Raw genomic sequence first — 25,349 nt, 5'->3', positions numbered from 1 at the left:
TGCACAAAAATTCGCAATACTTTCTTGACAATATTCCGAAAATTGAGTTATTATTTATATAAATAGTGAACAAAGTTATCTATAAGTGAAAAAAGAGCTTTGCAGTCATTCAAATTCTGGCTTGCGAAGCGAATCCAGCAGAATTAGGATGTTGGCATCAAAAAGAGGTTTTAAAAAAAATCCGGATTAATAAAGGAGAATGAATATGAAATTAGTAACGTTCAGCAGTCAAGGATTTAATCGCATCGGTGCAATTTACCCGGATAATGTAGTAGTTGACTTGAACTATGCCTATCAAGCGCTTCTTGAAAGCGAAGGGAAACTTCGCAGTGAACAAATTGCTGACGCTTATGTCCCTGCAACAATGGAGGAGTTTTTACAGGGAGGGAATGAAAGCCTTTCCATCGCGCAAAAGACTGCGGACTACGCTATTAAAAATCGTGATTCCTTCAGACATCAATTGGTACATGAAATTGAAAATATAAAGCTTGAGGCCCCTGTCCAAAAGCCAAGCAAAATTATTTGTGTCGGCCATAATTACCGTGAACACATTGCTGAAATGGGTCGTGAACTGCCGCCATTCCCTGTAGTATTCGCAAAGTTCGCCAATACAGTTATCGGTCCCCAGGATGATATACCGTTTTTCCCAATCTCGGAACAACTGGATTATGAAGCGGAATTCGCTTTTGTTGTCGGACAAAGGGCACGTAATGTTTCAAAAGAAGATGCGCTTGATTATGTAGCTGGTTATACAATTGCGAATGATGTCACTTACCGTGATATCCAACGGCGTACACTTGAGTGGCTACAAGGGAAAACGGTTGAAGGAAGTGCTCCGATGGGGCCTTGGTTAGTCACTTCCGATGAATTGTCCGATCCATCAGGCTTAAATGTACGATTAACGGTAAATGGTGAAGAACGCCAAAAAACGAATACATCCAACTTCGTATTCGATGTGAAGTATCTAGTTGAATTCTTATCGAACTTAATGACTCTTGAACCAGGTGACATCGTACTAACAGGAACACCGGGTGGGGTAGGAGTTGCCCGTGATCCGCAAGTGTTCTTAAAAGATGGTGACGTTGTCAAAATCGAAATCGACAAAATAGGTTATCTTGAAAATCGCGTGAGACGTGTCGGGGAGGGAAAATAAAATGGCTTATCAGGAAATCGGGACATCAATCCAATCGGTTCAACAATCAATCGACCATATTCTTGAGACAACGGCAAACCTACCGGAAGAAACGATTCGATTTAAACCAGCAGAGGATGAATGGTCAATCATGCAGATACTTTCCCATTTAGCTGAAGCCATTCCTTATTGGTTAGGTGAGGTGGAAACTGTAATAGCGATGCCTGGTGCCGAATGGGGGCGTGGATTGCAAGATCTAGCCCGATTGGCGGCAGTTACCGATACTGACAAACTTGCTGTGGATGATGTCAGGAAGCAAGTGGAGGAGCTTAAATATAAAGTGGAGAGCGGTCTCGGGAATTTAGATGAAGCAACACTATCCAAAGAATCGCCACACCGGAATTTCGCTAAATTCGGAAACAGACCAGTTTCTTATATAGTCGATCACTTCATCGATGAGCATGTTTCAGGACATTATGATCAAATTAAGCGAAATCTTTCTAAAATCCAGTAAGGCAGATAAAAAAGAAAGTAGGGATTAATATGGCTGGAAAATCGGAATACATGAATAGTACGATCGTGAAAGATTTTACAAAGGATATTCAGCAGTATAACCTTGGGCCGCTGTGGGAAGCCATTCCCGCTCTGATGGACCATGAACCTAAACCTCATGCGCATGCTTATTTATGGAAAGAAGAGCTTTTGACAAAAAAATTGATGGAAGCGGCTGAAATCTTCACACCTGACCGAGGCGGGGAGCGCAGGGCGATTTATTTTCAAAACCCTGGCCTTACTTATCGCCAGCCTTGGGGATGGGCTTCGACAACACAAACGCTTTATGCAGCGGTCCAGCTATTGTTGCCAGGTGAAGTGGCCCCTTCCCACCGTCATTCCCAAAGTGCACTTCGTTTCATTACGAAGGGTGAAGGTGCCTACACCATCGTGCAGGGAGAAAGGATCTTCATGGAAGAAGGCGATTTTTTGATCACGCCTAAAAACTTATGGCATGGTCATGGACATGTTGGGGAAAAACCAATGGTTTGGATGGATGCCCTTGATATCCCAACCATCTATTCCATAGGCGGCACTTTCTTTGATCCATATCCAGATCGGATTGAAACGCCTAAGCGGCCGGATAATTTTTCAGAGCTCCGTTATCAAGGCGGAATGGTTCGTCCAGTATCCGACCGTTATTCACAAGTGGCACCGCTTGCCAACTACAAGTGGAAGGGCACCAAAGCAGCGATAGAAGGATTGATGAATTTCGAACCGGATCCATATGAAGGTTTTGCCGTGGAATATATCAATCCATCAAATGGCCAAACGGCCAATTCGACGATGGGTGCATGGATGCAGAAACTTCCTAAAGGTTTCCATACGAAAGCCCATCGCCACACCCATTCCACGATTTATCAAGTGCACCAAGGATCAGGATATACGGTCATTAATGGAGTGCGTTTTGACTGGTCCAAGGGAGATTACTTCGTCGTTCCGAATTGGGCATGGCATGAGCACGTTGCAGAAGCGGATTCTTACTTATTCTCGGTAAATGACCTACCAATAATGGAAAGATTCGATTTGGAACAGCAACAAGCATTAGACACAAACAATGGATACCAAAAGGTTGAAAGTGAATTCAAGCCTGTTTTGGTTTGAAAATAATCGGTTTGGAATCTTCAGCTAAGATATTAGTGAATAGATGAATGCCATTCGAATGAAAACGCTTACTTTGGTAGTGGTCCGCAACTTTGGCTAAAAGCAACTGATATAGGGGGAATTGATGATGAACACAGAAAAAAAACCATTCATCGTTATCGGTGGGGGAATTGGCGGATTGGCAACTGCTTTAGGAATCGCAGAAACAAAACAGTATGTAAAAGTCCTAGAACAAGCTCCCGAATTTGGGGAAATTGGTGCAGGGATTCAGCTTGCAGCAAATGCCACCAACGTATTGCAGCGTTTAGGTGTCATGGATAAAATCAATGATATTGCAGTATTTCCAAAAAGATTGGTGTTGATGGACGCCTTTTCCGGAAAAGAGCTTTCCGCTTTGGATTTAGGTGAGGTTTATAAAGAAAGATACGGAGCTCCGTATGTTGTTTTGCATCGTTCCGATTTGCATAAAGTACTGGCTGAAGCCTGTGAAAAGAACCCGTATATAGAACTGGTCACGAATCAAACCATTATTGAGACAGTAGAGTATGAAGGTGAAGTGACGGTTACTTCGGCCAACGGGTCGCAACATTCAGGAACTGCTGTCATTGGAGCCGATGGATTATGGTCCAAGGCACGGAAACTTTTTATGGAAGATCAGCCGGTCTGCTCTCAATATGTTGCATACAGGGGGGCGATCCCGATGGAGGAGGTTACGAGCCATGGAGATTTAGATGATGTATACATGTGGATTGGGCCAGACCTTCATCTTGTTCAATATCCGGTTAGAAGGGGAGAACTTTATAACCAAGTAGTGGTTTTCAAAAGTTCTCAATATACGGAAGAAAACGAAAAAACAGATCAATGGGGAACACCGGAAGAAATGGACCGTGTATTTGCCGGAACTTGTGAGCTTGTTCAGAATGCGATTTCATTCATTCAAAGACAACGCCGCTGGCCGATGTATGACCGTTTACCAATTGATAATTGGACAAAAGGAAGAATTACCTTATGGGCGATGCGGCACATCCGATGCTTCAATACTTGGCACAAGGGGCTTGCCAGGCTTTAGAAGATGCAGCTTATTTGTCTGATATGCTTCATAAGCATGGGAATGACATTGAACAGGCATTTTTGGAATATCAGGAGGAACGCATACCACGTACGGCAAATGTTCAAACGAGTGCAAGAATGTGGGGGGAAATCATCCACAATACGACCGATGCAGGCATTCTGCTCCGAGATACGATCCTAGCATGTCGGACGGATAGGGATTTCCAATTCGTCGATGAATTTCATGGTTACAATAAAACGGCCGTGAAAGCATAAACCATTTTTGTTTCATCCATAAAGGAATGTATCCATGTTTCAAATGGGTCTGCCTTTCTTCTATATGAAGAAAGGCTTTTTCCGTTTATTATCCAAACTACTGCATTTCTTATAACTTTCCTTTACATGGGCAGAATTAGAAGTATAATGAAAATATAAAGGTCAAAATTGGTCAAACCAGTTGGGATTCGTTCATGATATAGATGAATGGGAGGTTTCAAGATGGATATTAATAAAATGACGGAGAGAACCCAGCAGGCATTCACTGGCGGTCAGGAACTAGCCAATGAAAGAGGGAATCCTGAGCTGACGGAGCTTCATTTATTAAAGGTCTTAATGGAACAGGATGAAAGTTTATTAATCAGGATTTTATCGGAATCTGGTAAACCGGTGAATCTATTTGATATAGAGCTGGATAAGGAATTGGATAGATTACCGGAAGTGAGCGGGGGTGTTTCCCAGGTTTACATGTCATCCTCCCTACAGCAAATTCTGACGGCTGCAGAAAAGGAAATGCAGAAGTGGGAGGATGAATACTTATCTGTCGAACATATACTGCTTGCATCTTTGCAAGTCAATAAAACGAATGTAAACAGGCTATTTTCATCATATGGAATTGATTATGATAAAGCAAAACGGGTTATAAGCGATATAAGGGGGAATCAGCGAGTGACTAGTCAAAATCCTGAAAGTACTTATGAAGTATTGAAAAAATACGGCAGAGATCTCGTTGCTGAGGTTAAATCGGGTAAGGTCGATCCAGTAATCGGTCGAGATACGGAAATCCGTAACGTCATCCGGATCCTTTCACGGAAAACGAAAAATAATCCTGTATTAATAGGAGAACCTGGAGTAGGTAAAACAGCGATTGTCGAGGGGTTGGCTCAAAGGATCGTCAGGAAGGATGTGCCGGAAGGTTTAAAAGATAAGACCGTTTTTTCACTCGATATGAGTGCACTTGTCGCAGGGGCCAAATTCCGAGGTGAATTTGAGGAACGCCTAAAAGCAGTGTTGAATGAGATCAAGAAGAGTGACGGCAAAATTCTCTTATTCATTGATGAATTGCATACAATTGTCGGTGCAGGAAGAACGGATGGCGCCCTTGATGCCGGAAATATGTTAAAGCCGATGCTTGCGCGCGGTGAGCTGCATTGTATCGGTGCAACGACCCTTGATGAATATCGGCAATATATTGAAAAGGATCCGGCTTTGGAACGCCGTTTCCAACAGGTTCTGGTTCCTGAACCGGATGTTGAAGATACGATTTCCATTTTGCGGGGATTAAAGGAACGGTTTGAAATTCATCATGGCGTCAGGATACATGATCGGGCGATCGTTGCAGCCTCTGTCCTTTCGAACCGCTATATAACGGAGCGATTTTTACCGGATAAAGCGATCGATCTTGTGGATGAAGCATGTGCGATGATCCGCATGGAAATCGACTCCATGCCATCCGAGTTGGATGAAATCACGAGAAAAGTCATGCAACTTGAAATTGAAGAAGCGGCCCTGAAAAATGAAGACGACCCTCAAAGCAAAGCAAGGCTGAAAGTGCTCCAAAAAGAACTATCAGAACTTCAGGATCAAGCGAATAGCATGAAATCCAAGTGGCAAATGGAGAAATCAGCGCTTCAAAAGGTACAGGACAAACGTGAAGAGCTTGAGAAACTGCGTCACGAACTGGAACAGGCAGAGAATGACTATGACCTTAACCGGGCAGCTGAACTTAGGCATGGAAGGATTCCGCAGCTTCAAAAAGAATTGGAAGCAATGGAAGACGAATTGGAAAAGGAAAAACAGGAATCACGATTGCTTCGCCAGGAAGTGACGGAGGAGGAAATTGCCTCGATTGTTGCAAGGTGGACAGGGATTCCGGTAAGCAAGCTGGTGGAAAGTGAAAGGGAGAAGCTGCTTCGCCTATCAGATATCCTGCATGAACGTGTAATCGGTCAAGGAGAAGCGGTGGAACTCGTATCCGATGCTGTTTTAAGAGCAAGGGCTGGCATAAAAGATCCAAACAGGCCAATCGGTTCATTCATTTTTCTTGGGCCGACTGGTGTCGGTAAAACCGAATTGGTAAAAGCTTTGGCAGAAACGTTATTCGATAGTGAGGAACATATGATCCGAATTGATATGTCGGAATATATGGAGAAACATTCCGTGTCCCGACTTGTTGGTGCACCTCCCGGTTATGTAGGATTTGAGGAAGGCGGCCAGCTTACGGAGGCTGTTAGGAGAAACCCATACTCCGTCATATTATTGGACGAAATTGAAAAGGCGCATCCGGAAGTCTTCAATATTTTACTGCAAATGTTGGACGATGGAAGAATAACAGACTCCCAAGGCAGAACAATCAACTGTAAAAATACGGTCATCATCATGACTTCCAATATCGGTTCCCATTTCTTATTGCAATCGAACCGGATGGATGGTGGCATTGAAGAAGAAATAAAAGATCAGGTCTTTAAAGAATTAAGAGGGCATTTCCGTCCGGAATTCTTGAATCGAGTTGATGATATTGTTTTATTCAAACCACTGACAAAACAAGAAATCGTTGAAATCGTAGATAAAATGGTTCATCAATTACAAGTGAGGTTAACTGAACAAAATATAGTCCTCAACGTCACAAAAGCGGCTAAGGAATTCATTGCGGATCAGGGATATGATCCGGTATATGGAGCAAGACCGCTGAAGCGATTCATCCAAAAGCATCTCGAAACGAAAATCGCCCGTAAAATCATAGCTGGGACTGTTGAGCTTAAAGAAGGAATCACGATTGATTATGATCATGATGAATTGGTCCTCATATAAAAACGTCGCCATGCAGTTTACCCGTAAGCAAAGTATGGTATAACAAAAAGGACATCCTAAAAAGGATGTCCTCTTTTGCTTCTTAATGTTGATGGGAGTCTTTAGCTGGCCCAGCAGGCAAGATAGCAGGGATGATAAGAATCAGGATAGAAGCAGCCAATCCTAAAATCGTTCCCTGAGCAGCATCGTATGAAACTCCGATCATGGAAGAAACAACATATACAGTCATATGCACTAATAAGAATGTCCAAAAAATTGTCCAAGCATAACGCATCGAATTTCACCTCATTCCACTACATTCATTTTTATCTTACCATAATTAATATACAGTTAAAACGTGTTTTTAATAATAACCTTTAAATTATTCAATACATTAAATCATAAGAGAATTTTTTGGGCATACAAGTTGGTTCAAAACTTCAAAAAGGAAATTATAGGGGAAAATAAAAACAAAAGTCGTCCCTGCTTGGTTAATTTAAGATAAGAAGTTAGGCGTTTCCACTGACCCTTTCTATTTTTCGTCATAAATTAATATAGTAGTAGTAATATTCCTTAAAGGAGTTTGAACGATGGAACAACGAACTTTTCAAATTGATGACCAATGGAATATCATCTATTATCCAGAGCGGCCCAGTGGTTTTTCCGTATTGGTAATTGGAGACCGTAGTCATTTTGTCGAAAAAGACAGCAGCTTTTGGCTGCAGCATCCTGGCAGGCTGCAGATACTGGAATATTTAAAGGAATACGGATACACGCTATTTTCTTCCAATTTTCACGGAGCCAACTGGGGCAGTCCTAAAGCACTGGACCTTTCCCTTAACCTATATATTCTTTTCATGAAAAAAGAAATTGTCAATCAAAGGGTTCATATATTGGCAGAGGGGACAGGCGCACTACTTGCCCTAAAGCTAATGAATGAACTTGGAAATAAAATTCGGTCTGTCGTATTGATCGATCCGGTTTTTTCCTTGAAAGCACAACTGGAAAAAGAAAAGGAAAATAAGTTCTTCTATAAAAAGTGGCTGTCAGAGGTTGCTGCTGCATATGAGCTCGATCCGGCAGAATGTGAACAGCATATCATGGACACTGAAGATTCAGTTATCGCAGAGAATATCCCCATGAAAGTGATTCAGGTTTTTGGAAGCTTACGGAAAGAGCAAGCCTCCCTTTATCGGCAAATCCAGCTGGCTAGAAAAGCAGACTTGCAGCTGACGTATATATTGCCCGAAAAACGTTATAAAATCCCCTATCAAATACAAAAGTTTTTCAATGAGAATGAAGAGATTTTATGAGAAAAGATATATTTTTACAATAGTTTGCATACGATACAGCATCTAAAAAAACTAGACGTGCCGGGTGAAGTGGGCTTGATGGCATACGAGGAGGCTGTATTTATGCAAACAAACATTGTCATTGGCACTTATCGATTTGTGGGATTCTATGTGACTCAATATTTCTTGAATCAAGGGAAAGAAGTAATCGGAATCGATTGGGATGATTCCGAAGCAAATCAATATATTATGGAAGAAAAAGAACTTGAAATAGGAAGGAATTCAAATTATATATACTTTCCGATAAATAAACTTAAATTATTGGATATTTCACAGCAGGACACGGTGTTCATCTCTTGTTACGATATTCAAAGCGGCAAAATGGACAAAATCGATTTTCTGATAGGCGAAATCGTTTCCTTCATTGAGAAATGCAAAAATGGCAAGAATGAAACGCCCAATTTCGTTCTTTTCATGCCCATTGAAAAAGATGTCAGTATATTTCATTCCATATTAAGCTCGATTCGTGGAATCGATTCTGCAAAAATCATATTTTTACCGACGATTTATGGACCTTGGCAATCGGAAGGCATGAGCTTTGAAGCTGGAATCAATCAGCTTGGGCAGTCTGATATCAAAGCGGCAATTACTGCCGAATATACCTTTGATGCCCTCTATATCACTGATTTTGTTAATGCCTTGGAAGGGGTGCTAACCTCAAGTTCCGATAGGGACATCCAATTATGCAGCTCTATTGATGATCATTGGATTGAATGTGCCAAGCTAATATTTGGTGAAAGCATGGATTCATTCACTCCCCAACAATCAACAACTAAAATCAATAAAGGAACAATATTTGAAGTGCAATGTAAAATGGAACCGGAAGAAGGCATTGCATTACAAAAAAAACATAATAAACGATTAAACTTACTTAAAAAGTGGAGAAAGCGTGATTAAACAATTATTTTCTTATTTGAGCAGAACAAAACGGTATATTTGCCTCTAATCTATATGTCTTGTACTATAATGTACAAGGATAGGAATAACATCAAAAGATATCCATGATTTTATATGTACGCCCTTTACGAAAGGGTTCTGTGGAATTATGATATTATTGTGCATTATTTGGGCATCACAAATCAATTGATGAATATTCAAAAGATAGGGGGGAAACGCGAATGAGTTCAGATAAAACTCTTGAATTTATGGGAATCGCCATGAAATACTTCCCAGAGGCTAAAGCGAAGCTTGAGGCAAGCGGGATTCCATTTTCAATGGAGATGGCAGAGCCATTCATGGAGCTCTTTAAAAGCGTAATGCAAGAAGCTTATGAGCTTGGCAAACAAGATGCTCAGCGTTAATTAAAGGCAGGCTGTCCCGATAAAGGGCAGCCTTAATTTTTTTATTCTTTTTTCAAGAACTTGGCGATCAATGGGTTCAGATTGATTTTATCAATGGTCGGTTTGTATTGACTGTATAAGCCCATCAATGTTTCAACGCTCGCCATTAATTGCAAGTAATCCACCTTCGATTCCTCTTGCTCCGGTTCGGGTTTCCTGCCAAACATCAAATTCGAAAAATGATCATCCGGGTTTCGTTCGCGGTTACGATTGAAAATGTCCATAATGAGTTCCTCCTTACTCCTTTTATTAATAATCTATGTCCCTGAAATTCCCCTGGCATAGGCGCTTGACCGGCTTCAGAAAGAGATTTCTTGCTTAACTCTTGCAAGGAAGTCTTTTTTTATATAAAATTAGTACCAGGTAATAATAGATGATTATAATAACTCATTAAAATATAAGGGGATGGCAAGATGAATGCTGGAATACTAGGCCTTGGCCGCTACTTACCCGACAAAATCGTTACAAATGCGGATTTAGAAAAAATTATGGACACTTCTGACGAGTGGATCCGGACCAGGACGGGTATTGAGGAAAGAAGAATTGCAAATGATGATATTGATACTTCAGATATGGCTTATGAAGCCGCAAAGGCTGCATTGAAAAATGCGGAAATTTCGGCTGAAGAGATAGATATGATTCTTGTGGCTACCGTTACACCTGATCAGTCGTTTCCTTCTGTCGCTTGCATGATTCAAGAGAAATTGGGAGCGATGAAGGCAGCTGCGATGGATGTAAGTGCGGCATGTGCCGGATTCATGTATGCAATGATCACGGCACAGCAATTTATTAAGACAGGTGCATATAAGCATGTGTTGATTGTCGGTGTTGAAAAACTTTCGAAAGTAACCAATTGGGAAGACCGTAATACGGCTGTCCTATTTGGTGACGGAGCGGGTGCAGCTGTACTTGGACCTGTATCTGATGGCAAAGGGGTCCTTTCCTTTGAATTAGGGGCAGATGGAACTGGCGGGAAGCACTTATTACAAGAAGGAGATTTCATCCATATGAATGGACGTGAAGTATTTAAATTTGCTGTCCGTCAAATGGGGGAATCCAGCCTGGGTGTATTGGACAAAGCTGGTTTGACAAAGGAAGATGTGGATCTGCTTGTTCCGCATCAAGCAAACATACGCATAATGGAAGCCTCAAGGGAACGCCTGGGTCTCCCGCTTGAAAAGATGACAAAAACGGTTCATAAATATGGAAATACTTCATCAGCGTCCATTCCAATGGCCCTTGTGGAAGAAATGGAAGCAGGAAGAATCAAGGACAATGACTTAATCGTCATGGTCGGCTTTGGTGGTGGCCTTACATGGGGAGCGATCGCTCTTAGATGGGGTAAATAAAAGAAGAAACAAATCGTAAGAGCTTTAAAAATAGGAAGGAGCCATTTTCAATGACTAATCGTCGTGTAGTTGTAACAGGTATTGGAGCAATCTCTCCAGTTGGTAATGATGCAGAAACTGGATGGAAGAATATAATCGAGGGGAAATCGGGAATAGGGCCTTTAACTCGTTTGAATGCTGAAGAATATCCCGTTAAAGTGGCTGCTGAAATCAAGGACTTTGATATAGAAACATATATAAATCGTAAAGAAGCGCGCAAAATGGACCGTTTTACCCATTATGCAATTGCAGCTTCCGTTATGGCATACAATGATAGCAAGCTGGAAATAACCGATGAAAATGCTGCACGTGTCGGGGTCTGGATCGGTTCGGGTATCGGCGGGCTGGAGACACTTGAAACACAGCATGAAAACTTTTTAAACAGGGGATATAAACGGGTTAGCCCATTTTTCGTTCCAATGATGATACCGGACATGGCAGCCGGCCAGGTTTCTATCTTACTGGGTGCAAAAGGAATCAATTCATGTACGGTAACAGCCTGTGCAACAGGAACAAACTCAATTGGTGATGCGTTTAAAGCCATTCAACGGGGCGATGCCGATGTCATGATTACAGGCGGGGCCGAAGCGCCAATCACAAAAATGTCGGTTGCAGGCTTCTGTGCAAATACGGCTTTGTCGACAAATCCTGATCCACAAACCGCTAGCCGTCCTTTCGATCTAAACCGTGATGGTTTCGTAATAGGTGAAGGAGCTGGAATCATTGTTCTGGAAGACCTTGAACATGCATTGAATAGAGGAGCCAAGATTTATGCTGAAATAGCTGGTTATGGCTCAACTGGAGATGCCTTCCATATTACCGCTCCGGCACCAGGTGGAGAAGGCGGTGCAAGAGCCATGAAAATTGCAATTGAGGATGCAGGTTTGAATCCTGAAGACATCCAATATGTGAATGCCCACGGAACGAGTACGCCATACAATGACAAGTACGAAACGATGGCAGTCAAAGAAGTCTTTGGCGACCATGCTAATAAACTTGCGATAAGTTCCACTAAATCAATGACAGGCCATATGTTAGGGGCAGCAGGCGGTGTGGAAGCAATATTCACGATTCAGGCAATCAGGGACAGCATTTTGCCTCCAACCATCAATATTGAAACACCAGACCCTGAATGTGATTTGGACTATGTCCCGAATCAAGCAAGGAAGAGCGAAATCAATGCAGCCATCAGCAATTCACTTGGATTCGGTGGACATAACGCAACGATTCTTTTCAAGAAATATCAATAATTTTTGAAGGAAAAGCAGATCTATTGGGATCTGCTCTTTTTTATGTTGAAGGGAAAAGGGATATATTGTGTCATCCGCCTTCATTAAATCATACGATAGTCAATAGAAGCGGAGGTGTATGGGGAAATGGGAGTCATTTCAACCAATGAATGGATGAGGAGGGACTTCAACCGGCCGATCCAGATGATGGAAAGACTTAAAAGCACTTTCAACGATACCCTTGATGCGGAAATGATTTATCATCATTTATTGAAGCATGGCATGTATTCGCCGAATCAAAAAACAAAACTCACATGGGAAGACTTACAGGAAAACGATGTATGGGAAAAAACACAAAGCTTGTTTACAGCTTATAAGAAGCTATGGGGAGGGCCTGATGTTCCCATATATATTTTCCCGCTCATGTCTACAGGGATGTGGAATAAAAAAGTTGAAACGAAGTCAGGGTTGGCCTTTAAAGATAAACTATTCCTTTTTTACGGAAAGGGGATAGCCGAAAAGGAAATGGAGGCCTTGTTGATTCATGAATACCATCATGTTTGCCGTCTGCATCATTTGAAAAAGGACCAAAAAGAATTCACTCTCCTTGATACGATGATCATGGAAGGACTGGCGGAAAGAACGGTGGGAAAATATTTAGGAACCAAATATTTAGCGAATTGGACTAATTTATATCAGGAAGATAAACTAAGAGAATATTGGAGAAAGCATTTAGAGGAAAAGCACACGATAAAACGTACAGATCCTCTTCATGATGTACTTCTGCTTGGGACAAAAGGATATCCATATATGCTTGGATACTGTAGTGGCTATTACTTGGTGAAAAATTTTGAAAAACTCTCCGTGAAAAGATCATTCATTATTCAATCTGAAGAATTCTTATCAAAATAGAGTTAATATATACGTTCTTTTTTTCTTAATCTGTTTTCTAGAATAGGAATAAATTGTATGGTTCCTGCCTATACTGATTGACAAACAGAAATTTGTTTAAGTGAGGGATGAATGATGCTATATCTTCATGATGTATGGGTTAACTGGTTTGAAGGAGAAGAAAACGGCTATAATATTTGTCATTTTCATGAATGGAGGAAAGATGACGGGATCGAACTGCTAGATCAAGTTCCTTTGTTGAAAGTGTCATCAACATTGTTCCACTACATAGAAAACGACTTGTCAGAATTACCTAAGCCGTTGCTGAATGATGTTTATCAAAAAGCATATGCTAGGAAAAATCATGAGCGAATTCAGCTTGACTATTGTTTTATCGTGACTGATGGAAATGGAATTTTAGCTGTTGATACGATAGGTTATCATATTCCGATTAGGAAAAGCAGAATAATTCCCCGGCAGGAACAAATTGTTTATGACATGATAGAAAACCATGATGAGATGGATTACACCTTTACTGAAAAACCTACATCTGAGAAAGAATATCATATTTTGTCGCCGTCTCCCTTATTCATGAACGGTTTGACAAGAAAAGAAAGACAGCTTAAGCAATTGCTATTCATGGCCATGGACCAATTATTCACGGCGAAAAACACTGCTGAAATCCGCTATTGGTACACAGAATGGGCCCCTGAGAAATATGAAAGCATTCAAGAAATGGATTTTCAGATAGCTTGGCTTGAGTTATATGAAGAAATGAAGGAAGGCTGGTCAGAGAAGCACCTTCAACTTTGTGAAAACCTTGTGAAGGGGCAGCCTTTTTTTGAAAAGCTTTGGCAAGTGGAGGCTGGCGATAGCCCATCGATTTTATGAACAAAAAAGACGATCCGTTAAGGATAAGTCTTAGATTGTAGACAGACTTGATGAAAATCGAATCTGTCTACAGTTTTTTATGTACAATTTGAAAATTTGCCTGAGCCAGCGGAGGAGTGACATATTTGGCAAGAATGTGATAAGGAATCACGAGAGGTCAACTTCTCCAAACAAACAAAAGGTTTCGGAATGATATCATTCCGAAACCTTTTGTTTACACACTGAGACAATCCGTTGAGAATCGTCTTCTTTTATCTCTTTCTGCCAAGTCCCATGCCATTATACATTTTTCTGATCATTTTATTGGCTTCAATATTCGCCTTTTCTGCACCGCGGTCCAGAATTTCATCCAATTCAGGTGAATCGATCAATGCATTATAGCGTTCTTGGATTGGTAGGATTTCTCCAAGAACCACCTCAGCCAAATCACTTTTAAAGTCACCATAGCCTTTGCCCTCATACATCTCTTCAATTTCTGAATAGGATTTTCCACTGAAAATGGAGTATATGGACATCAGGTTGGAAACACCTGCTTTGTTTTCCTTATCGTAACGGACAATTCCTTCCGAATCGGTAACTGCGCTCTTGATGTTTTTTTCGATTTGCTTCGGATCATCCAATAAGGCAATCGTCGCCTTTTTATTAGGATCGGATTTGCTCATTTTCTTGGTTGGTTCCTGAAGGGACATGATACGGGCCCCTTCTGTAGGGAGGCTGATTTCCGGGATTTTAAATATGTCATTATGCTTTCTATTGAATCGTTCAGCCAAATCGCGTGTCAATTCAAGATGCTGTCTTTGGTCTTCCCCGACAGGGACCACATCTGTACTATAAAGGAGAATATCGGCAGCCATTAACGGCGGGTAAGTGAGCAGTGCTGCGGATACCCCTTCTTTGCCAGCGGATTTGTCCTTGAATTGTGTCATTCTCTCAAGTTCCCCAATATAGGATATACTCTGTAAAATCCAGCCTGCCTGTGCATGCGCTGGTACTTCTGATTGGATGAAGATGGTATTCTTTTCAGGATCCAGGCCAATGGCCAGATATAAAGCGGCCAATGTTTTAATGTTTTTCCTTAACTTGATGCGGTCTTGTGGAACTGTAATTGCATGTTGGTCAACAATACAAAAGAAACATTCATATTCATTTTGTAAGTTAACGAATTGTTTCATGGCTCCGATGTAATTTCCTAAAGTAACGGAACCGGATGGCTGAATGCCGGAGAAAATCCTTTTCAACTGCTAGTCACTCCTCTAAATACGTTTATTGATAAATGGATATTCGCTCTTCATTATTGTAAGGATAAATAGAAAATGAATCCACATTCTTTGAAAGAAATGTGCATGTTCCTGTGGGGAAACGCTCATTTGAATCTTGTGGAGGGCCGTTTTGTCCTGTATCGATGCCATTTTGAGAATACGAAATGTCCACTATACTGTATTTTAGCATTTATTCATATTAAATGTATAATCGAAACGGAAATCAAGCCAATAGAAAGGATTTTCGGTTTCTTTTTTTTGACATGGAAGAAATGAAGTCTTCAAGGAAAATCAAACCGTTTCACATATATCACAATGAGCAGGCCATTTTAGGGAAGGATACTCACAAGGGAGTACAGGATTGTGAACGTATTCTTAAGCTGAACTTTGTAAAGCTTTTTAAAAAATTATTTATCATATATAGGAGTAAAGTTAATCGTTTGTGGTATTAAAGAAAGGGGTTTATTATATTTGTTGAATATTGATGACTGATGGCGAATGAGGTGGAGAAAATGAAACCAATGTGTAAATGGTTGATGACAGGTATGTGCATATTCCTGATTCAACAGCCAGTTCATGCGCAAGGCATGAACGAAACCAGGCAGGTAGCATTAGAAAATAAAGAATTGCCTGCGAACGTACCGCGTTTTGTTTTTGATTCGGGGTTGAAATTCGACTATCCGGATGCTGTACGCGGAATATATGTGACAGGGCCTGCAGCGGGTGGCAATAAATTGAATGAACTTATTAAATATGTAGATGAAACCGATTTGAATGCGATGGTCATTGACATTAAGGATGACAAGGGGAACGTAACGTATAAAACGGAAGATCCTGACTCTCCATATGCTGGGATTGGTAAAGACTACATAAAAAACCCAAGGGCAATGCTGAAAAAATTTGAAGATAAACAGATTTATCCGATTGCAAGGGTTGTCGTCTTTAAAGACTCCCTTTTGGCCAAAGAGAAACCTGAATTGTCTTTTTTAGATGGTGAAAAGGTATGGAAGAATGGTCGAGGGGAAGCCTTCGTTAACCCATTCTTAAAAGAGGTGTGGGATTATAATGTCGGTATTGCCATTGAAGCGGCAAAGATGGGTTTTAAAGAAATTCAATTTGACTATGTCCGTTTTCCCGAAGGATTCGAAAATAAAGAAGACGATTTGAAATATGATGTGGGTGAATATGATGAAGCGAAAATGAGTCATACAGCCAAAAGGGTTCAGGCAGTGACGGATTTCGTAAGTTATGCGAGGAAGCAACTGAAGCCATACGATGTCGAAGTGTCAGTGGATATTTTTGGATATGCGGCTACATTGCCTGAAGCTCCTGGAATTGGGCAAAACTTCACAAAAATCTCTGAGAATGTTGATGTAATTTCCTCGATGATCTATCCGAGTCACTGGACATCTTATTTCGGTATCGAAAAGCCTGATTTGGAGCCCTATAATCTCGTTAAGGAATATGCGAAATTGGAGAATGGGAAGCTGAAGGAATTAAAAACACCACCTACTTCAAGACCTTGGCTGCAAGATTTTACTGCCTCATATTTAGGCGATGGAAATTACCAAAGGTATGGTAAGGAAGAAGTGGAAGCCCAAATAAAAGCATTGAATGATAATGGCATTGATGAATACTTATTGTGGAATGCAGCAAATCGATATACCAAGGGAGTAGACTATACCCCATGAAAAAAAGGATGACCAGGGAAGTTCCTTCCGGTCATCCAAATTCTCTCTGAATTACCGCTTTTTATTCCCGCCAACTTGACTCCACCCTGACTGAATTCGTTTCGATTGATCGAAAATATGAGAGTGACGTTTCCCGCCAAACCATTTTTCGCCGATGCCATTCGTTACAACGCCATTCACAGCCGTAATGCCAATAACGCAAGCGGCTACTAAAAAAAAGTCCAAAAAGTAGCTGATCATCAAAACCCTCCTAATATTTTCAAGCTATTCAAGTTCCATTGTAGAGGATAAGAAAAAATCTGGAAAGTATAAACTAGCAAATGAGGAGATTAAATTATGAATTGGTATGAAAAGCTAAACCAGTATTTCCCTATTGAAGAAATGAAGTCAAAAGAACACATAGAAGTTCTTTTAGAAGATAAGCAGGAAATATATAAAAAGGATGAAGGTCCCGACCATGTTTTATTATATGTGGAAGGGGACGAGTTTATATTCGTTGATTACCTTTTTGTATCAAAGAAATCAAGGGGACAGGGACTTGGAAGGAAATTAATTCAAAAGTTGCAAAAAAAGCAGAAAACGATCTTGCTGGAAGTAGAACCAGTACAGGAAAATGATGATGATACATTTAAAAGGCTGAAATTTTATAAAAGGGAAGGATTCAAGCACGCCTCTTCGATTTCCTACAGCAGAAAATCGCTTGCCACCAAGGAGAATACTCCTATGGAAATCTTATATTGGCCGGCAAATCCATCTGTTGATGAAGAAGATGTATTTGATTTCATGAAAGAGATTTATTCTGAAATCCATACTTACAAAGATGATGATCTTTATGGGAAATCTTATCAAGATGTAGATGATGTACTTAGCTTAAATGCTGGTCAGGAAGCAGATATTTTTAAAGAGATGGAAGTTTGAGTTAAAAGGGCCGGTTGTTAACCGGCCCTTTTTAGTTTGTCGAAATCATGTTTTTTAAAAGGATAATTTGGTTAATATTCAATAAAGTCATTTTGGATGTAAGTTCCAATATATTGAGAAAATTTCCATACTCCTGCAAAAATGCTTGCTAGCCGAGACCCCACAGACTCTTGCTTTGAGGAGGCTTGGCAGACAGGTCGGAGGAAAGGGAGCGGATTTCTGGCATCAACTGGATCGTTTTTGAGATTGTAGATTAACTGTCTTTTCTTATTGTGCATATTCTGCAGGGAAATGAATATCTATAACTTCTTGGATGGTAGATTACTCCCTTATTGCGGACTCTTTCGAATCACCTTTTTCACTTTTGGAAATATATGTGCTAAAAGAATGGTTTTTCTTGTAAAAGGAGGAATTTGCTTTTTATTAAAGAAAATATATTAACAGGATCTTGTTTATTAACAGGGATTGGGGGTAAATAAAAGTAACGAGATAATTAAATAATCATGAGGGCCGAATTGAGAGTTAAATGAGAATGGCAGGTATGTTTTTTCAATTAGAAAATGTGGTCTTAATGTATTACATAAAAAAATGAAATAGCTATAGTACAGCCTGAACAGGAAGTTTTAAAGGATTTTTTCAAATATCAAAAAGGGTATTCATTTTAAAAAAATTAGTGTATAATAAGGAACATGAAATACTTATTTAAAATTATTTCAAATTAGAGTGGTACTTATGAATACAATAGTAGATTTCCCCTCATAGATCACCGATTCTATATTTAGGGAGTGTGAGTAAGCATGGTAACATTATATACATCACCTAGTTGTACTTCATGCAGAAAAGCAAAAGCATGGTTAGAGGAACATGAGATTGGATATAAAGAAAGAAACATTTTCTCAGAACCGTTAACGATTGATGAGATTAAAGAAATTCTTCGAATGACAGAAGATGGAACCGATGAAATCATTTCAACACGGTCAAAAACTTTCCAAAAGTTAAACGTAAATTTAGAGAGCCTGCCTCTTCAAGAATTATATAAATTGATCAAGGAGAATCCTGGACTGTTGAGACGTCCAATTATCCTTGACGAGAAACGGCTTCAAGTTGGTTATAATGAAGATGAGATAAGACGATTTTTACCACGTAAAGTTCGTACATTCCAATTACGGGAAGCACAACGTATGGTCAACTAATAAGGTCTTTCAAGCTCTGCCAGGAAATGTGCAGGGCTTTTTCTTTATACATATCCGATTTTCCGCTGATTTTTTTATTAAATGACGGGAAACATAACAGGATTCATAGACGACAGCGGTCGTTTCTTAGCTGCAACAGGTCCCTTAACCGGTCATCATTTAAAGGGAAAATAAGAATGCAGCTCATACATGCCATGTATATAATATGACATTGACGGCAGTAAGAGTAAAATTTATTAAAGCATTATGATAGTTGCATGCGGATGTATTTTTTTATAGAATGAATGGAATATTAGGCAAACAATTGTTTTTTAGATAAGTAATGTTTTTTATTTCCCTTCTTCAAGGTTTTGTCATAAAATGATGTAAAATAGTCTGTTTTAATGGCTATCATGATTTACAGTATTCACTTACGGGTAAAGAGCTTTTAAGAGCAATTTTCGCTTGGGGGTTATTATCCCTTCAAAATGAGAAAGGAAGGGAGAGGGGAATCATGGAAATCGAACGCATTAATGACGATACAGTAAAATTTTATATTTCCTATATAGATATTGAGGAAAGAGGCTTTGATCGCGAAGAAATTTGGTACAGCCGCGAGCGAAGTGAGGAACTTTTTTGGGAAATGATGGATGAAGTGCATCAGGAAGAAGAATTCATGATTGAAGGACCTTTATGGATTCAAGTTCAAGCCCTTGAAAAAGGCTTGGAAGTTTTGGTCACAAAAGCCCAGCTTGCCAAAGATGGTCAGAAACTCGAGCTGCCTCTTTCAGATGATAAGATAAGGGATTTGAATGTATCAGACAAGATGGATACGCTTCTTGATCAACATTTTCATGGTAAAGATGAAGAAAGCGGTATGACATTCGAAGATGGTATGATTGAATTCATCACGACTTTCGAGGATTTTGAAGATGTCATATCATTGAGCAAACGTCATGGCTTGGATGATTGGACGACTAAACTTTATGTTTATCAGAATAAATATTATCTTTATATCGAATTTTCCGAAGCGGAGATTGATGAGGTAGAAATCGATAATGTTCTAAGTCTTTTATTGGAATATAGCCAGGAGTCGCCTATAACGGTGCATATGCTTGAAGAGTACGGAAAGATAGTTATCGAAAATGATGTATTCACAACGGTCGATAAATATTTCGCATAGACTGTTGAGGCCGATTTCAGTAGAAATCGGCCTTTTCGTCTAAGGGGGTTATTTTAGTGTTCCTGTGTTTGTTAATTGGAGGGAGTCTAGGTGAAGAATATAGTTGGCATCGGTCTGCTTATTCTCATGTTGGTCAGTACTTGGCATTTTCTGTTAAATGGCGTTGATGGCGGGCTGATTTTTTATTCTAGTCTTATTTTGACCCTTTTCTTGGTGATAATTGGATTCAATATTTTCCTCGAAAATCGAGATCCCATCCAGACCATAACATGGCTTGTTATTTTTTGCGCTTTCCCATTCTTCGGTTTCATTTTTTACTTTTTGTTTGGCCGTAATTTTCGGAAAGATAGGATATTTCGCAAGAAGTACTTTTTGGATAAACAGAATTTCGTGAAAATGAGCGGCGAAGCGGGATATAATGAACGAATTATGGAAATGGGCGAGCACCCTCAGCAGTTAATCACTCTTGCAAATAGGCTGGGGAATAGCCCTGTATCATTTACGACCGAAACGAGGGTTTTACGAAATGGTGAGGAGACATTCTCCAATATCATCGAAGAATTAAAAAAAGCAAGACATCATATTCATTTAGAATATTATATTGTTAGGGATGACCGTATTGGCGGATTGCTAAAAGACATCTTGATACAAAAAGTAAAAGAAGGGGTAAAGGTCCGTTTTCTCTATGATGCGGTTGGTTCCTGGAAGTTAGCTCGATCCTATATCGATGAATTGAAGAATGCAGGAGCCGAAATGGTGGCCTTTGGTCCGCTGCATCTCCCTTTATTAAATAATAAATTCAACTTTCGCAACCATCGTAAAATAATTGTGATAGATGGCTCTGTCGGTTTCATCGGCGGCCTCAATATAGGGGATGAATATTTGGGACAAGGCCAGAAATTCGGTTCTTGGCGGGATACGCATCTCATCATAAAGGGGGAAGCGGTCAGGACGTTACAGCTCATATTTCTGCAGGATTGGTATTATAGCACCAACAATAGTTTTTTAAGCGATGAATACCTCATGACCGGAATGCCGACCCATCAAGGACATGGCGGAGTTCAATTGATTGGCGGCGGGCCGGATAGTGAATGGACGATCATTAAAAGCATTTTTTTTAAGATGATCACTTCAGCAGAAAAGTCCGTCTGGATTGCCTCCCCGTATTTTGTTCCTGATGACAATATCTTACAAGCATTGAAGGTGGCTGCTTTAAGTGGTTTGGATGTCAGGCTTCTCGTCCCGAAGAACCCCGATAAACGTATCGTATTTCATGCTTCGAGAACTTATTTTCCCGAATTGCTTGCTTCTGGAGTTCGTATATTTCAATATAATGAAGGCTTCATGCATAGTAAAATCATCATTGTGGATGACCAACTGGCATCAATTGGGACAACCAATATCGATATGAGAAGCTTTCACCTTAATTTCGAAGTCAATGCATTTCTTTACCGGACGGAAAGTGCTCAGCAGCTGGTGAATGATTACATGGAAGATATAAAAGTATCCAAGGAAGTGGAGATTGATGAGTTTTCCAAACGGAATTTCGGTTTGAAATTATTGGAGTCCACTTGCCGATTGCTTTCACCCCTTCTTTAGATTGTAACTCTCTTTTATGCCGATCAGGCATTTTTTTTTGCACATTAAAAGGAATCCTAAGCGAATGAGGCGAATGTAGTGAATGAGGAGGAGATGTATGCTAACTGCGATAAATAAAGATGGGACTTGGATTACCCTCCCTGAAAAGATACCGGCAAACGAGATTGATGAATGGAGAAAATTGGCGGATTATTATTGTCCATGCTGCAAGATGGAATTGACCATCAAAGCGGGAAGCGTAAGGGTTCCGCATTTCGCCCATAAAAATAGTTCTTCATGCCGTGCTTCTTCAGAACCGGAATCCGCCTATCATATAATGGGAAAAAGAAGATTGTTTCAGTGGTTTTTATCACATGGTTATCAAGTGGATCTAGAAGCCTACCTTCCCGAAATTAAGAAAAGGGCTGATATTTTAGTGCGGATCGGAGGTAATCGCTATGCGATAGAATTTCAATGCTCAGTTATCCCCGAGGTGGAATTCATGGAAAGGTCGAGAGCCTATCAAAGCATAGGCATCAAGCCAATCTGGATCCTCGCTGCAAAAAGCATAAAAAGGAAAAGCTTTTATGAATTCAGTATATCCCGCTTCCAATGGCTCTTCGTCACCGGCAGCTTCCATCATCCGTTTCTTTGGATGTATTGCCCGGAAACTGATCATTTATCAGTATTGAAGAACCTCACTCCTTTTACCCCCAGAACCGTCTTTGCCGAATTGACAACAGCTACTCTAAAGCTCCTTCCCCCTAATCGGGCAGTGCCCCAAAACTGCTTTCATTTCCCTTTTCTGCCTGTATGGAGATATAAACGTAATGGCTGGTCCCTCCACCGAGTTAAAACAGCACGCAGATGCGATCCTTTTTTCGAAGCGCTATATTTACATCATATTTCACCTGCGACACTTCCAATTGAAGTGGGTGTTCCCGTCAGAGGGATGCTGTTGATCGAAACTGCCTCGATCGAATGGCAGGCATGGTTATACATGGATGTGTTTCAAGAGAAAACAACAGGGGAAAAGATTTATATGGCTGATATTATCCGCATTTTTAGAAAGCGTTCAAAAAAAGGGGAAATAAAGTTCAGACCGTTGCCATTGCTTCATGGAAAAACCATCGAGTATCCTATAGATCAATATATCATGCTTTTGGAACAATTGGGTTATCTATCAAGGCTGGAAGAAGGGGTTTTTAAAGTTGAAAAGGAATTTATCATTCCTTTCACCAGTGATCAAGCTCAAATTTTGGAAAAAGATTTCTATGATAAGCATAAATTGATGATGGAAAAGGGGAATATCCAGTATAATCAGTGATAACATCTCAATTTATCTTGAATTCAGATGAAATGGCAGGATTATTTTTGTGAATGGAGAAATAGTAATAAGAACTGGGAATTAAACAGAATGAAGCATTGCAGTGTTCAATCCGGTTTAATGAGTTAGCCCGAGGGCAAGTTTCTATAGAATGGGGAGGAATTTTTATGGCACAGGAAACAAAAACGAATACATTACCTTCAAGAAGTGAAATAGCTCCTGAAGATACGTGGAGACTGGAAGATATCTTCGCAACCGAGGAAGATTGGGAAGCTGCCTTCAAAGCGGTAAAGGAAGACCTCAAGAAAGCGGAGGCACATAAAGGGACGTTGGGGGAAAGTGCAGAAAAGTTATTTGCGGCACTCCAACTTCAAGATGAGGTTTTCGAGAAGCTAGGGAAAGTTTATTCTTATTCACATATGCGCAATGATCAAGATACTACCAATCCATTTTATCAAGGGATGGAGGATCGGGCAAAAGCTTTATACGCACAGGCAGCGGCTGCGTTTTCATATATGGTTCCTGAACTATTGAGTATTGACGAAAGTAAAGTGGAAGGATTTTTGGAAGAAAAAGAAGAATTGAAATTATATAAACATTCTTTAGAGGAAATTAATCTTCAGAGACCCCATATCCTATCAGCAGAGCAGGAAGAACTATTGGCGCAGGCATCAGAGGTACTCGATGCATCGGGCAATACTTTCGGTATGCTTAACAATGCCGATCTGAAATTCCCGACCATCAAGGATGAAGAGGGAAATGAAGTGGAAATTACTCACGGAAGGTATATCAGATTTCTTGAAAGTGAAGATCGCCGTGTACGTGAGGAGGCATTTAAAGGGGTATATAGCAAGTACGGGGAGTTCCGTAATACATTTGCTTCAACCCTGTCAGGTGAGGTGAAAAACCACAACTTCAATGCCACGGTTCGAAAATATGATTCAGCACGCCACGCGGCGTTAAGTAATAATAACATTCCGGAGACCGTATACGATAATCTCGTTAAAACGGTCAACGACAACTTGCCATTACTGCACCGTTATCTTGATTTACGTAAAAAAGTACTGGAATTAGATGAACTTCATATGTATGATCTATTCACTCCTCTTGTTAAAGAAGTGAAGATGGAAGTGACATATGACGAGGCCAAAGATTATGTCCTTAAAGGTCTTGCTCCGCTAGGGGAGGACTATTTGAACGTTTTGAAAGAGGGATTTGAAAACCGTTGGGTCGATGTGCACGAGAACAAAGGGAAACGAAGCGGTGCCTATTCTTCGGGTACATACGGGACGAACCCTTATATTCTAATGAACTGGCAAAATAACGTCAACAACTTATTCACGCTCGTTCATGAGTTTGGGCATTCGGTCCATAGCTACTATACACGTAAACATCAGCCATATCCATACGGGAATTATTCGATATTTGTAGCGGAAGTTGCATCGACTTGTAATGAAAACCTGTTGAATGATTATTTACTGAATTCAATCGAAGATGAAAAGAAACGCATCTATTTACTGAACCATTACCTGGAGGGTTTCCGTGGCACATTGTTCCGCCAAACGATGTTTGCAGAGTTTGAACATACAATTCATTTAAAAGCTCAAAATGGGGAAGCGTTGACGGCAGATATGCTTACTAAGGAATATTATGAGCTGAACAAGAAATACTTTGGCGAGAACGTGACCATTGATGAAGAAATCGGTTTGGAATGGGCTCGTATTCCACACTTCTACTATAATTATTATGTTTATCAATATGCAACCGGAATCAGTGCAGCAACTGCATTGAGCAAGCAAATCCTTGAAGAAGGAGAGCCTGCTGTCAAAAGGTATCTGGAGTTCTTGAAATCAGGAAGTTCCGATTATCCGATTGAAGTACTCAAAAAGGCCGGCGTCGATATGACAAAAGCCGAGCCTGTACAAGAAGCCATGAATGTATTCGAAGAAAAATTAAATGAGTTGGAAGAACTTTTGAATAAATAGGATGTGGAAAGGACCCGAACTCTTCGGGTCCTTTTCATCTTTATCTGGATGTCCGTCACAATCCTTTAAAACGATTTCTCTGATTTAAGCTATGAAGAATTATGAACAAAACAAAAAATAAAATAGGGGAGGTAAAATACAGAGGAATGAGGTCCATGATACCGAGTAGCTGGACAAATAGCGACCCTATCAAGAGTATGAGTAGAATAAAGCCTTTCAATTTGGTCACCTCCAACCTGGC

24 protein-coding genes are annotated in these 25,349 nt (G+C 40.3%); 20 read left to right on the top strand and 4 right to left on the bottom strand.

Annotated elements, in window-relative coordinates:
* The first annotated feature begins 205 nt into the window (after window positions 1–205).
* From J7I90_RS06145 to clpB, 6 genes are all read left to right on the top strand, one after another.
* Window positions 206–1,153: a fumarylacetoacetate hydrolase family protein gene (locus J7I90_RS06145; protein ID WP_214769240.1), complete on the top strand. Its 948-nt coding sequence runs from the start codon at window positions 206–208 to the stop codon at window positions 1,151–1,153.
* 1 nt (window position 1,154) lies between these two features.
* Entirely contained in the window at window positions 1,155–1,646 is a 492-nt protein-coding gene (locus tag J7I90_RS06140) for a DinB family protein (RefSeq protein WP_214769237.1), read from the top strand.
* 29 nt (window positions 1,647–1,675) lie between these two features.
* Window positions 1,676–2,788, top strand: coding sequence for a cupin domain-containing protein (locus J7I90_RS06135; RefSeq protein ID WP_214769235.1), 1,113 nt, complete (start codon window positions 1,676–1,678; stop codon window positions 2,786–2,788).
* 127 nt (window positions 2,789–2,915) lie between these two features.
* Window positions 2,916–3,857, top strand: a complete 942-nt coding sequence (locus J7I90_RS06130) for an FAD-dependent monooxygenase (protein WP_251025114.1) — start codon at window positions 2,916–2,918, stop codon at window positions 3,855–3,857.
* The gene (locus J7I90_RS27240; RefSeq protein ID WP_251025113.1) at window positions 3,797–4,114 is read left to right on the top strand and encodes an FAD-dependent monooxygenase; all 318 of its coding nucleotides are present in this window, start codon (window positions 3,797–3,799) and stop codon (window positions 4,112–4,114) included. The genes J7I90_RS06130 and J7I90_RS27240 overlap by 61 nt, the downstream gene beginning before the upstream one ends.
* 222 nt (window positions 4,115–4,336) lie before the next feature.
* Entirely contained in the window at window positions 4,337–6,925 is a 2,589-nt protein-coding gene (clpB, locus tag J7I90_RS06125) for an ATP-dependent chaperone ClpB (protein ID WP_214769233.1), read from the top strand.
* An 82-nt stretch (window positions 6,926–7,007) separates the two neighbouring features.
* Here the strand turns inward: clpB and J7I90_RS06120 are convergent, their stop codons facing one another.
* Window positions 7,008–7,199 (bottom strand): YjzD family protein, encoded by a 192-nt coding sequence (locus J7I90_RS06120; protein WP_096339807.1) that lies wholly within the window; start codon window positions 7,197–7,199, stop codon window positions 7,008–7,010.
* 295 nt (window positions 7,200–7,494) lie between these two features.
* Here J7I90_RS06120 and J7I90_RS06115 point away from each other — a divergent pair, with 295 nt between their 5' ends.
* From J7I90_RS06115 to J7I90_RS06105, 3 genes are all read left to right on the top strand, one after another.
* Complete coding sequence (locus tag J7I90_RS06115) at window positions 7,495–8,217, top strand: alpha/beta fold hydrolase (protein ID WP_214769230.1); 723 nt, start codon at window positions 7,495–7,497, stop codon at window positions 8,215–8,217.
* Between the two features lie 102 nt (window positions 8,218–8,319).
* On the top strand, window positions 8,320–9,153 hold the full coding sequence (locus tag J7I90_RS06110) for a Rossmann-fold NAD(P)-binding domain-containing protein (RefSeq protein ID WP_214769228.1): 834 nt from the start codon (window positions 8,320–8,322) through the stop codon (window positions 9,151–9,153).
* Window positions 9,154–9,374: 221 nt separating this feature from the next.
* Window positions 9,375–9,557 (top strand): ComZ family protein, encoded by a 183-nt coding sequence (locus J7I90_RS06105; RefSeq protein WP_034314525.1) that lies wholly within the window; start codon window positions 9,375–9,377, stop codon window positions 9,555–9,557.
* A 41-nt stretch (window positions 9,558–9,598) separates the two neighbouring features.
* Here the strand turns inward: J7I90_RS06105 and J7I90_RS06100 are convergent, their stop codons facing one another.
* A complete protein-coding gene (locus tag J7I90_RS06100; protein ID WP_053534136.1) occupies window positions 9,599–9,820 on the bottom strand; it encodes a hypothetical protein in 222 nt (73 codons plus the stop codon).
* Between the two features lie 189 nt (window positions 9,821–10,009).
* Here J7I90_RS06100 and J7I90_RS06095 point away from each other — a divergent pair, with 189 nt between their 5' ends.
* The 4 genes from J7I90_RS06095 to J7I90_RS06080 all read left to right on the top strand — a co-directional run bounded on the left by J7I90_RS06095 (window position 10,010) and on the right by J7I90_RS06080 (window position 13,995).
* The gene (locus tag J7I90_RS06095; protein ID WP_034314519.1) at window positions 10,010–10,945 is read left to right on the top strand and encodes a beta-ketoacyl-ACP synthase III; all 936 of its coding nucleotides are present in this window, start codon (window positions 10,010–10,012) and stop codon (window positions 10,943–10,945) included.
* Window positions 10,946–10,995: 50 nt separating this feature from the next.
* Window positions 10,996–12,234: a beta-ketoacyl-ACP synthase II gene (fabF, locus tag J7I90_RS06090; RefSeq protein WP_214769225.1), complete on the top strand. Its 1,239-nt coding sequence runs from the start codon at window positions 10,996–10,998 to the stop codon at window positions 12,232–12,234.
* Between the two features lie 126 nt (window positions 12,235–12,360).
* Window positions 12,361–13,125, top strand: coding sequence for a DUF2268 domain-containing putative Zn-dependent protease (locus J7I90_RS06085; protein WP_214769210.1), 765 nt, complete (start codon window positions 12,361–12,363; stop codon window positions 13,123–13,125).
* Between the two features lie 114 nt (window positions 13,126–13,239).
* Window positions 13,240–13,995, top strand: a complete 756-nt coding sequence (locus tag J7I90_RS06080) for a YjbA family protein (RefSeq protein WP_034314514.1) — start codon at window positions 13,240–13,242, stop codon at window positions 13,993–13,995.
* 251 nt (window positions 13,996–14,246) lie between these two features.
* On the opposite strand, the gene trpS is transcribed toward J7I90_RS06080, so the two are convergent.
* Window positions 14,247–15,233, bottom strand: coding sequence for a tryptophan--tRNA ligase (gene trpS, locus J7I90_RS06075; RefSeq protein ID WP_214769207.1), 987 nt, complete (start codon window positions 15,231–15,233; stop codon window positions 14,247–14,249).
* A gap of 566 nt (window positions 15,234–15,799) precedes the next feature.
* On the opposite strand from trpS, the gene J7I90_RS06070 reads away from it, so the two are divergent.
* Window positions 15,800–16,945: a putative glycoside hydrolase gene (locus tag J7I90_RS06070; RefSeq protein ID WP_251025156.1), complete on the top strand. Its 1,146-nt coding sequence runs from the start codon at window positions 15,800–15,802 to the stop codon at window positions 16,943–16,945.
* A 51-nt stretch (window positions 16,946–16,996) separates the two neighbouring features.
* On the opposite strand, the gene J7I90_RS06065 is transcribed toward J7I90_RS06070, so the two are convergent.
* Window positions 16,997–17,185, bottom strand: a complete 189-nt coding sequence (locus tag J7I90_RS06065; RefSeq protein ID WP_034314508.1) for a hypothetical protein — start codon at window positions 17,183–17,185, stop codon at window positions 16,997–16,999.
* Window positions 17,186–17,281: 96 nt separating this feature from the next.
* Between J7I90_RS06065 and J7I90_RS06060 the strand changes: the two genes are divergently transcribed.
* The 6 genes from J7I90_RS06060 to pepF all read left to right on the top strand — a co-directional run bounded on the left by J7I90_RS06060 (window position 17,282) and on the right by pepF (window position 25,108).
* Window positions 17,282–17,863: a GNAT family N-acetyltransferase gene (locus J7I90_RS06060; protein WP_063577057.1), complete on the top strand. Its 582-nt coding sequence runs from the start codon at window positions 17,282–17,284 to the stop codon at window positions 17,861–17,863.
* Window positions 17,864–18,660: 797 nt separating this feature from the next.
* Window positions 18,661–19,056, top strand: a complete 396-nt coding sequence (gene spxA / locus J7I90_RS06055; protein WP_034314502.1) for a transcriptional regulator SpxA — start codon at window positions 18,661–18,663, stop codon at window positions 19,054–19,056.
* Between the two features lie 493 nt (window positions 19,057–19,549).
* Window positions 19,550–20,218 carry an adaptor protein MecA gene (mecA, locus tag J7I90_RS06050; RefSeq protein ID WP_214769202.1) on the top strand — a complete coding sequence of 223 codons (669 nt, stop codon included), beginning with the start codon at window positions 19,550–19,552 and terminating at the stop codon, window positions 20,216–20,218.
* Between the two features lie 90 nt (window positions 20,219–20,308).
* Entirely contained in the window at window positions 20,309–21,817 is a 1,509-nt protein-coding gene (cls, locus tag J7I90_RS06045; protein WP_311315250.1) for a cardiolipin synthase, read from the top strand.
* 97 nt (window positions 21,818–21,914) lie between these two features.
* The gene (locus tag J7I90_RS06040) at window positions 21,915–23,123 is read left to right on the top strand and encodes a competence protein CoiA (RefSeq protein WP_214769199.1); all 1,209 of its coding nucleotides are present in this window, start codon (window positions 21,915–21,917) and stop codon (window positions 23,121–23,123) included.
* Between the two features lie 167 nt (window positions 23,124–23,290).
* Window positions 23,291–25,108: an oligoendopeptidase F gene (gene pepF, locus J7I90_RS06035; RefSeq protein ID WP_214769197.1), complete on the top strand. Its 1,818-nt coding sequence runs from the start codon at window positions 23,291–23,293 to the stop codon at window positions 25,106–25,108.
* Window positions 25,109–25,349 lie beyond the last annotated feature (241 nt).

This window comes from Bacillus sp. ISL-57, from assembly GCF_018613135.1.
GTDB lineage: Bacteria > Bacillota > Bacilli > Bacillales > DSM-1321 > Peribacillus > Peribacillus frigoritolerans.
The sequence above is the reverse complement of the archived record's forward strand: the minus strand, read 5'-3'. Positions and strand labels throughout refer to the sequence as shown.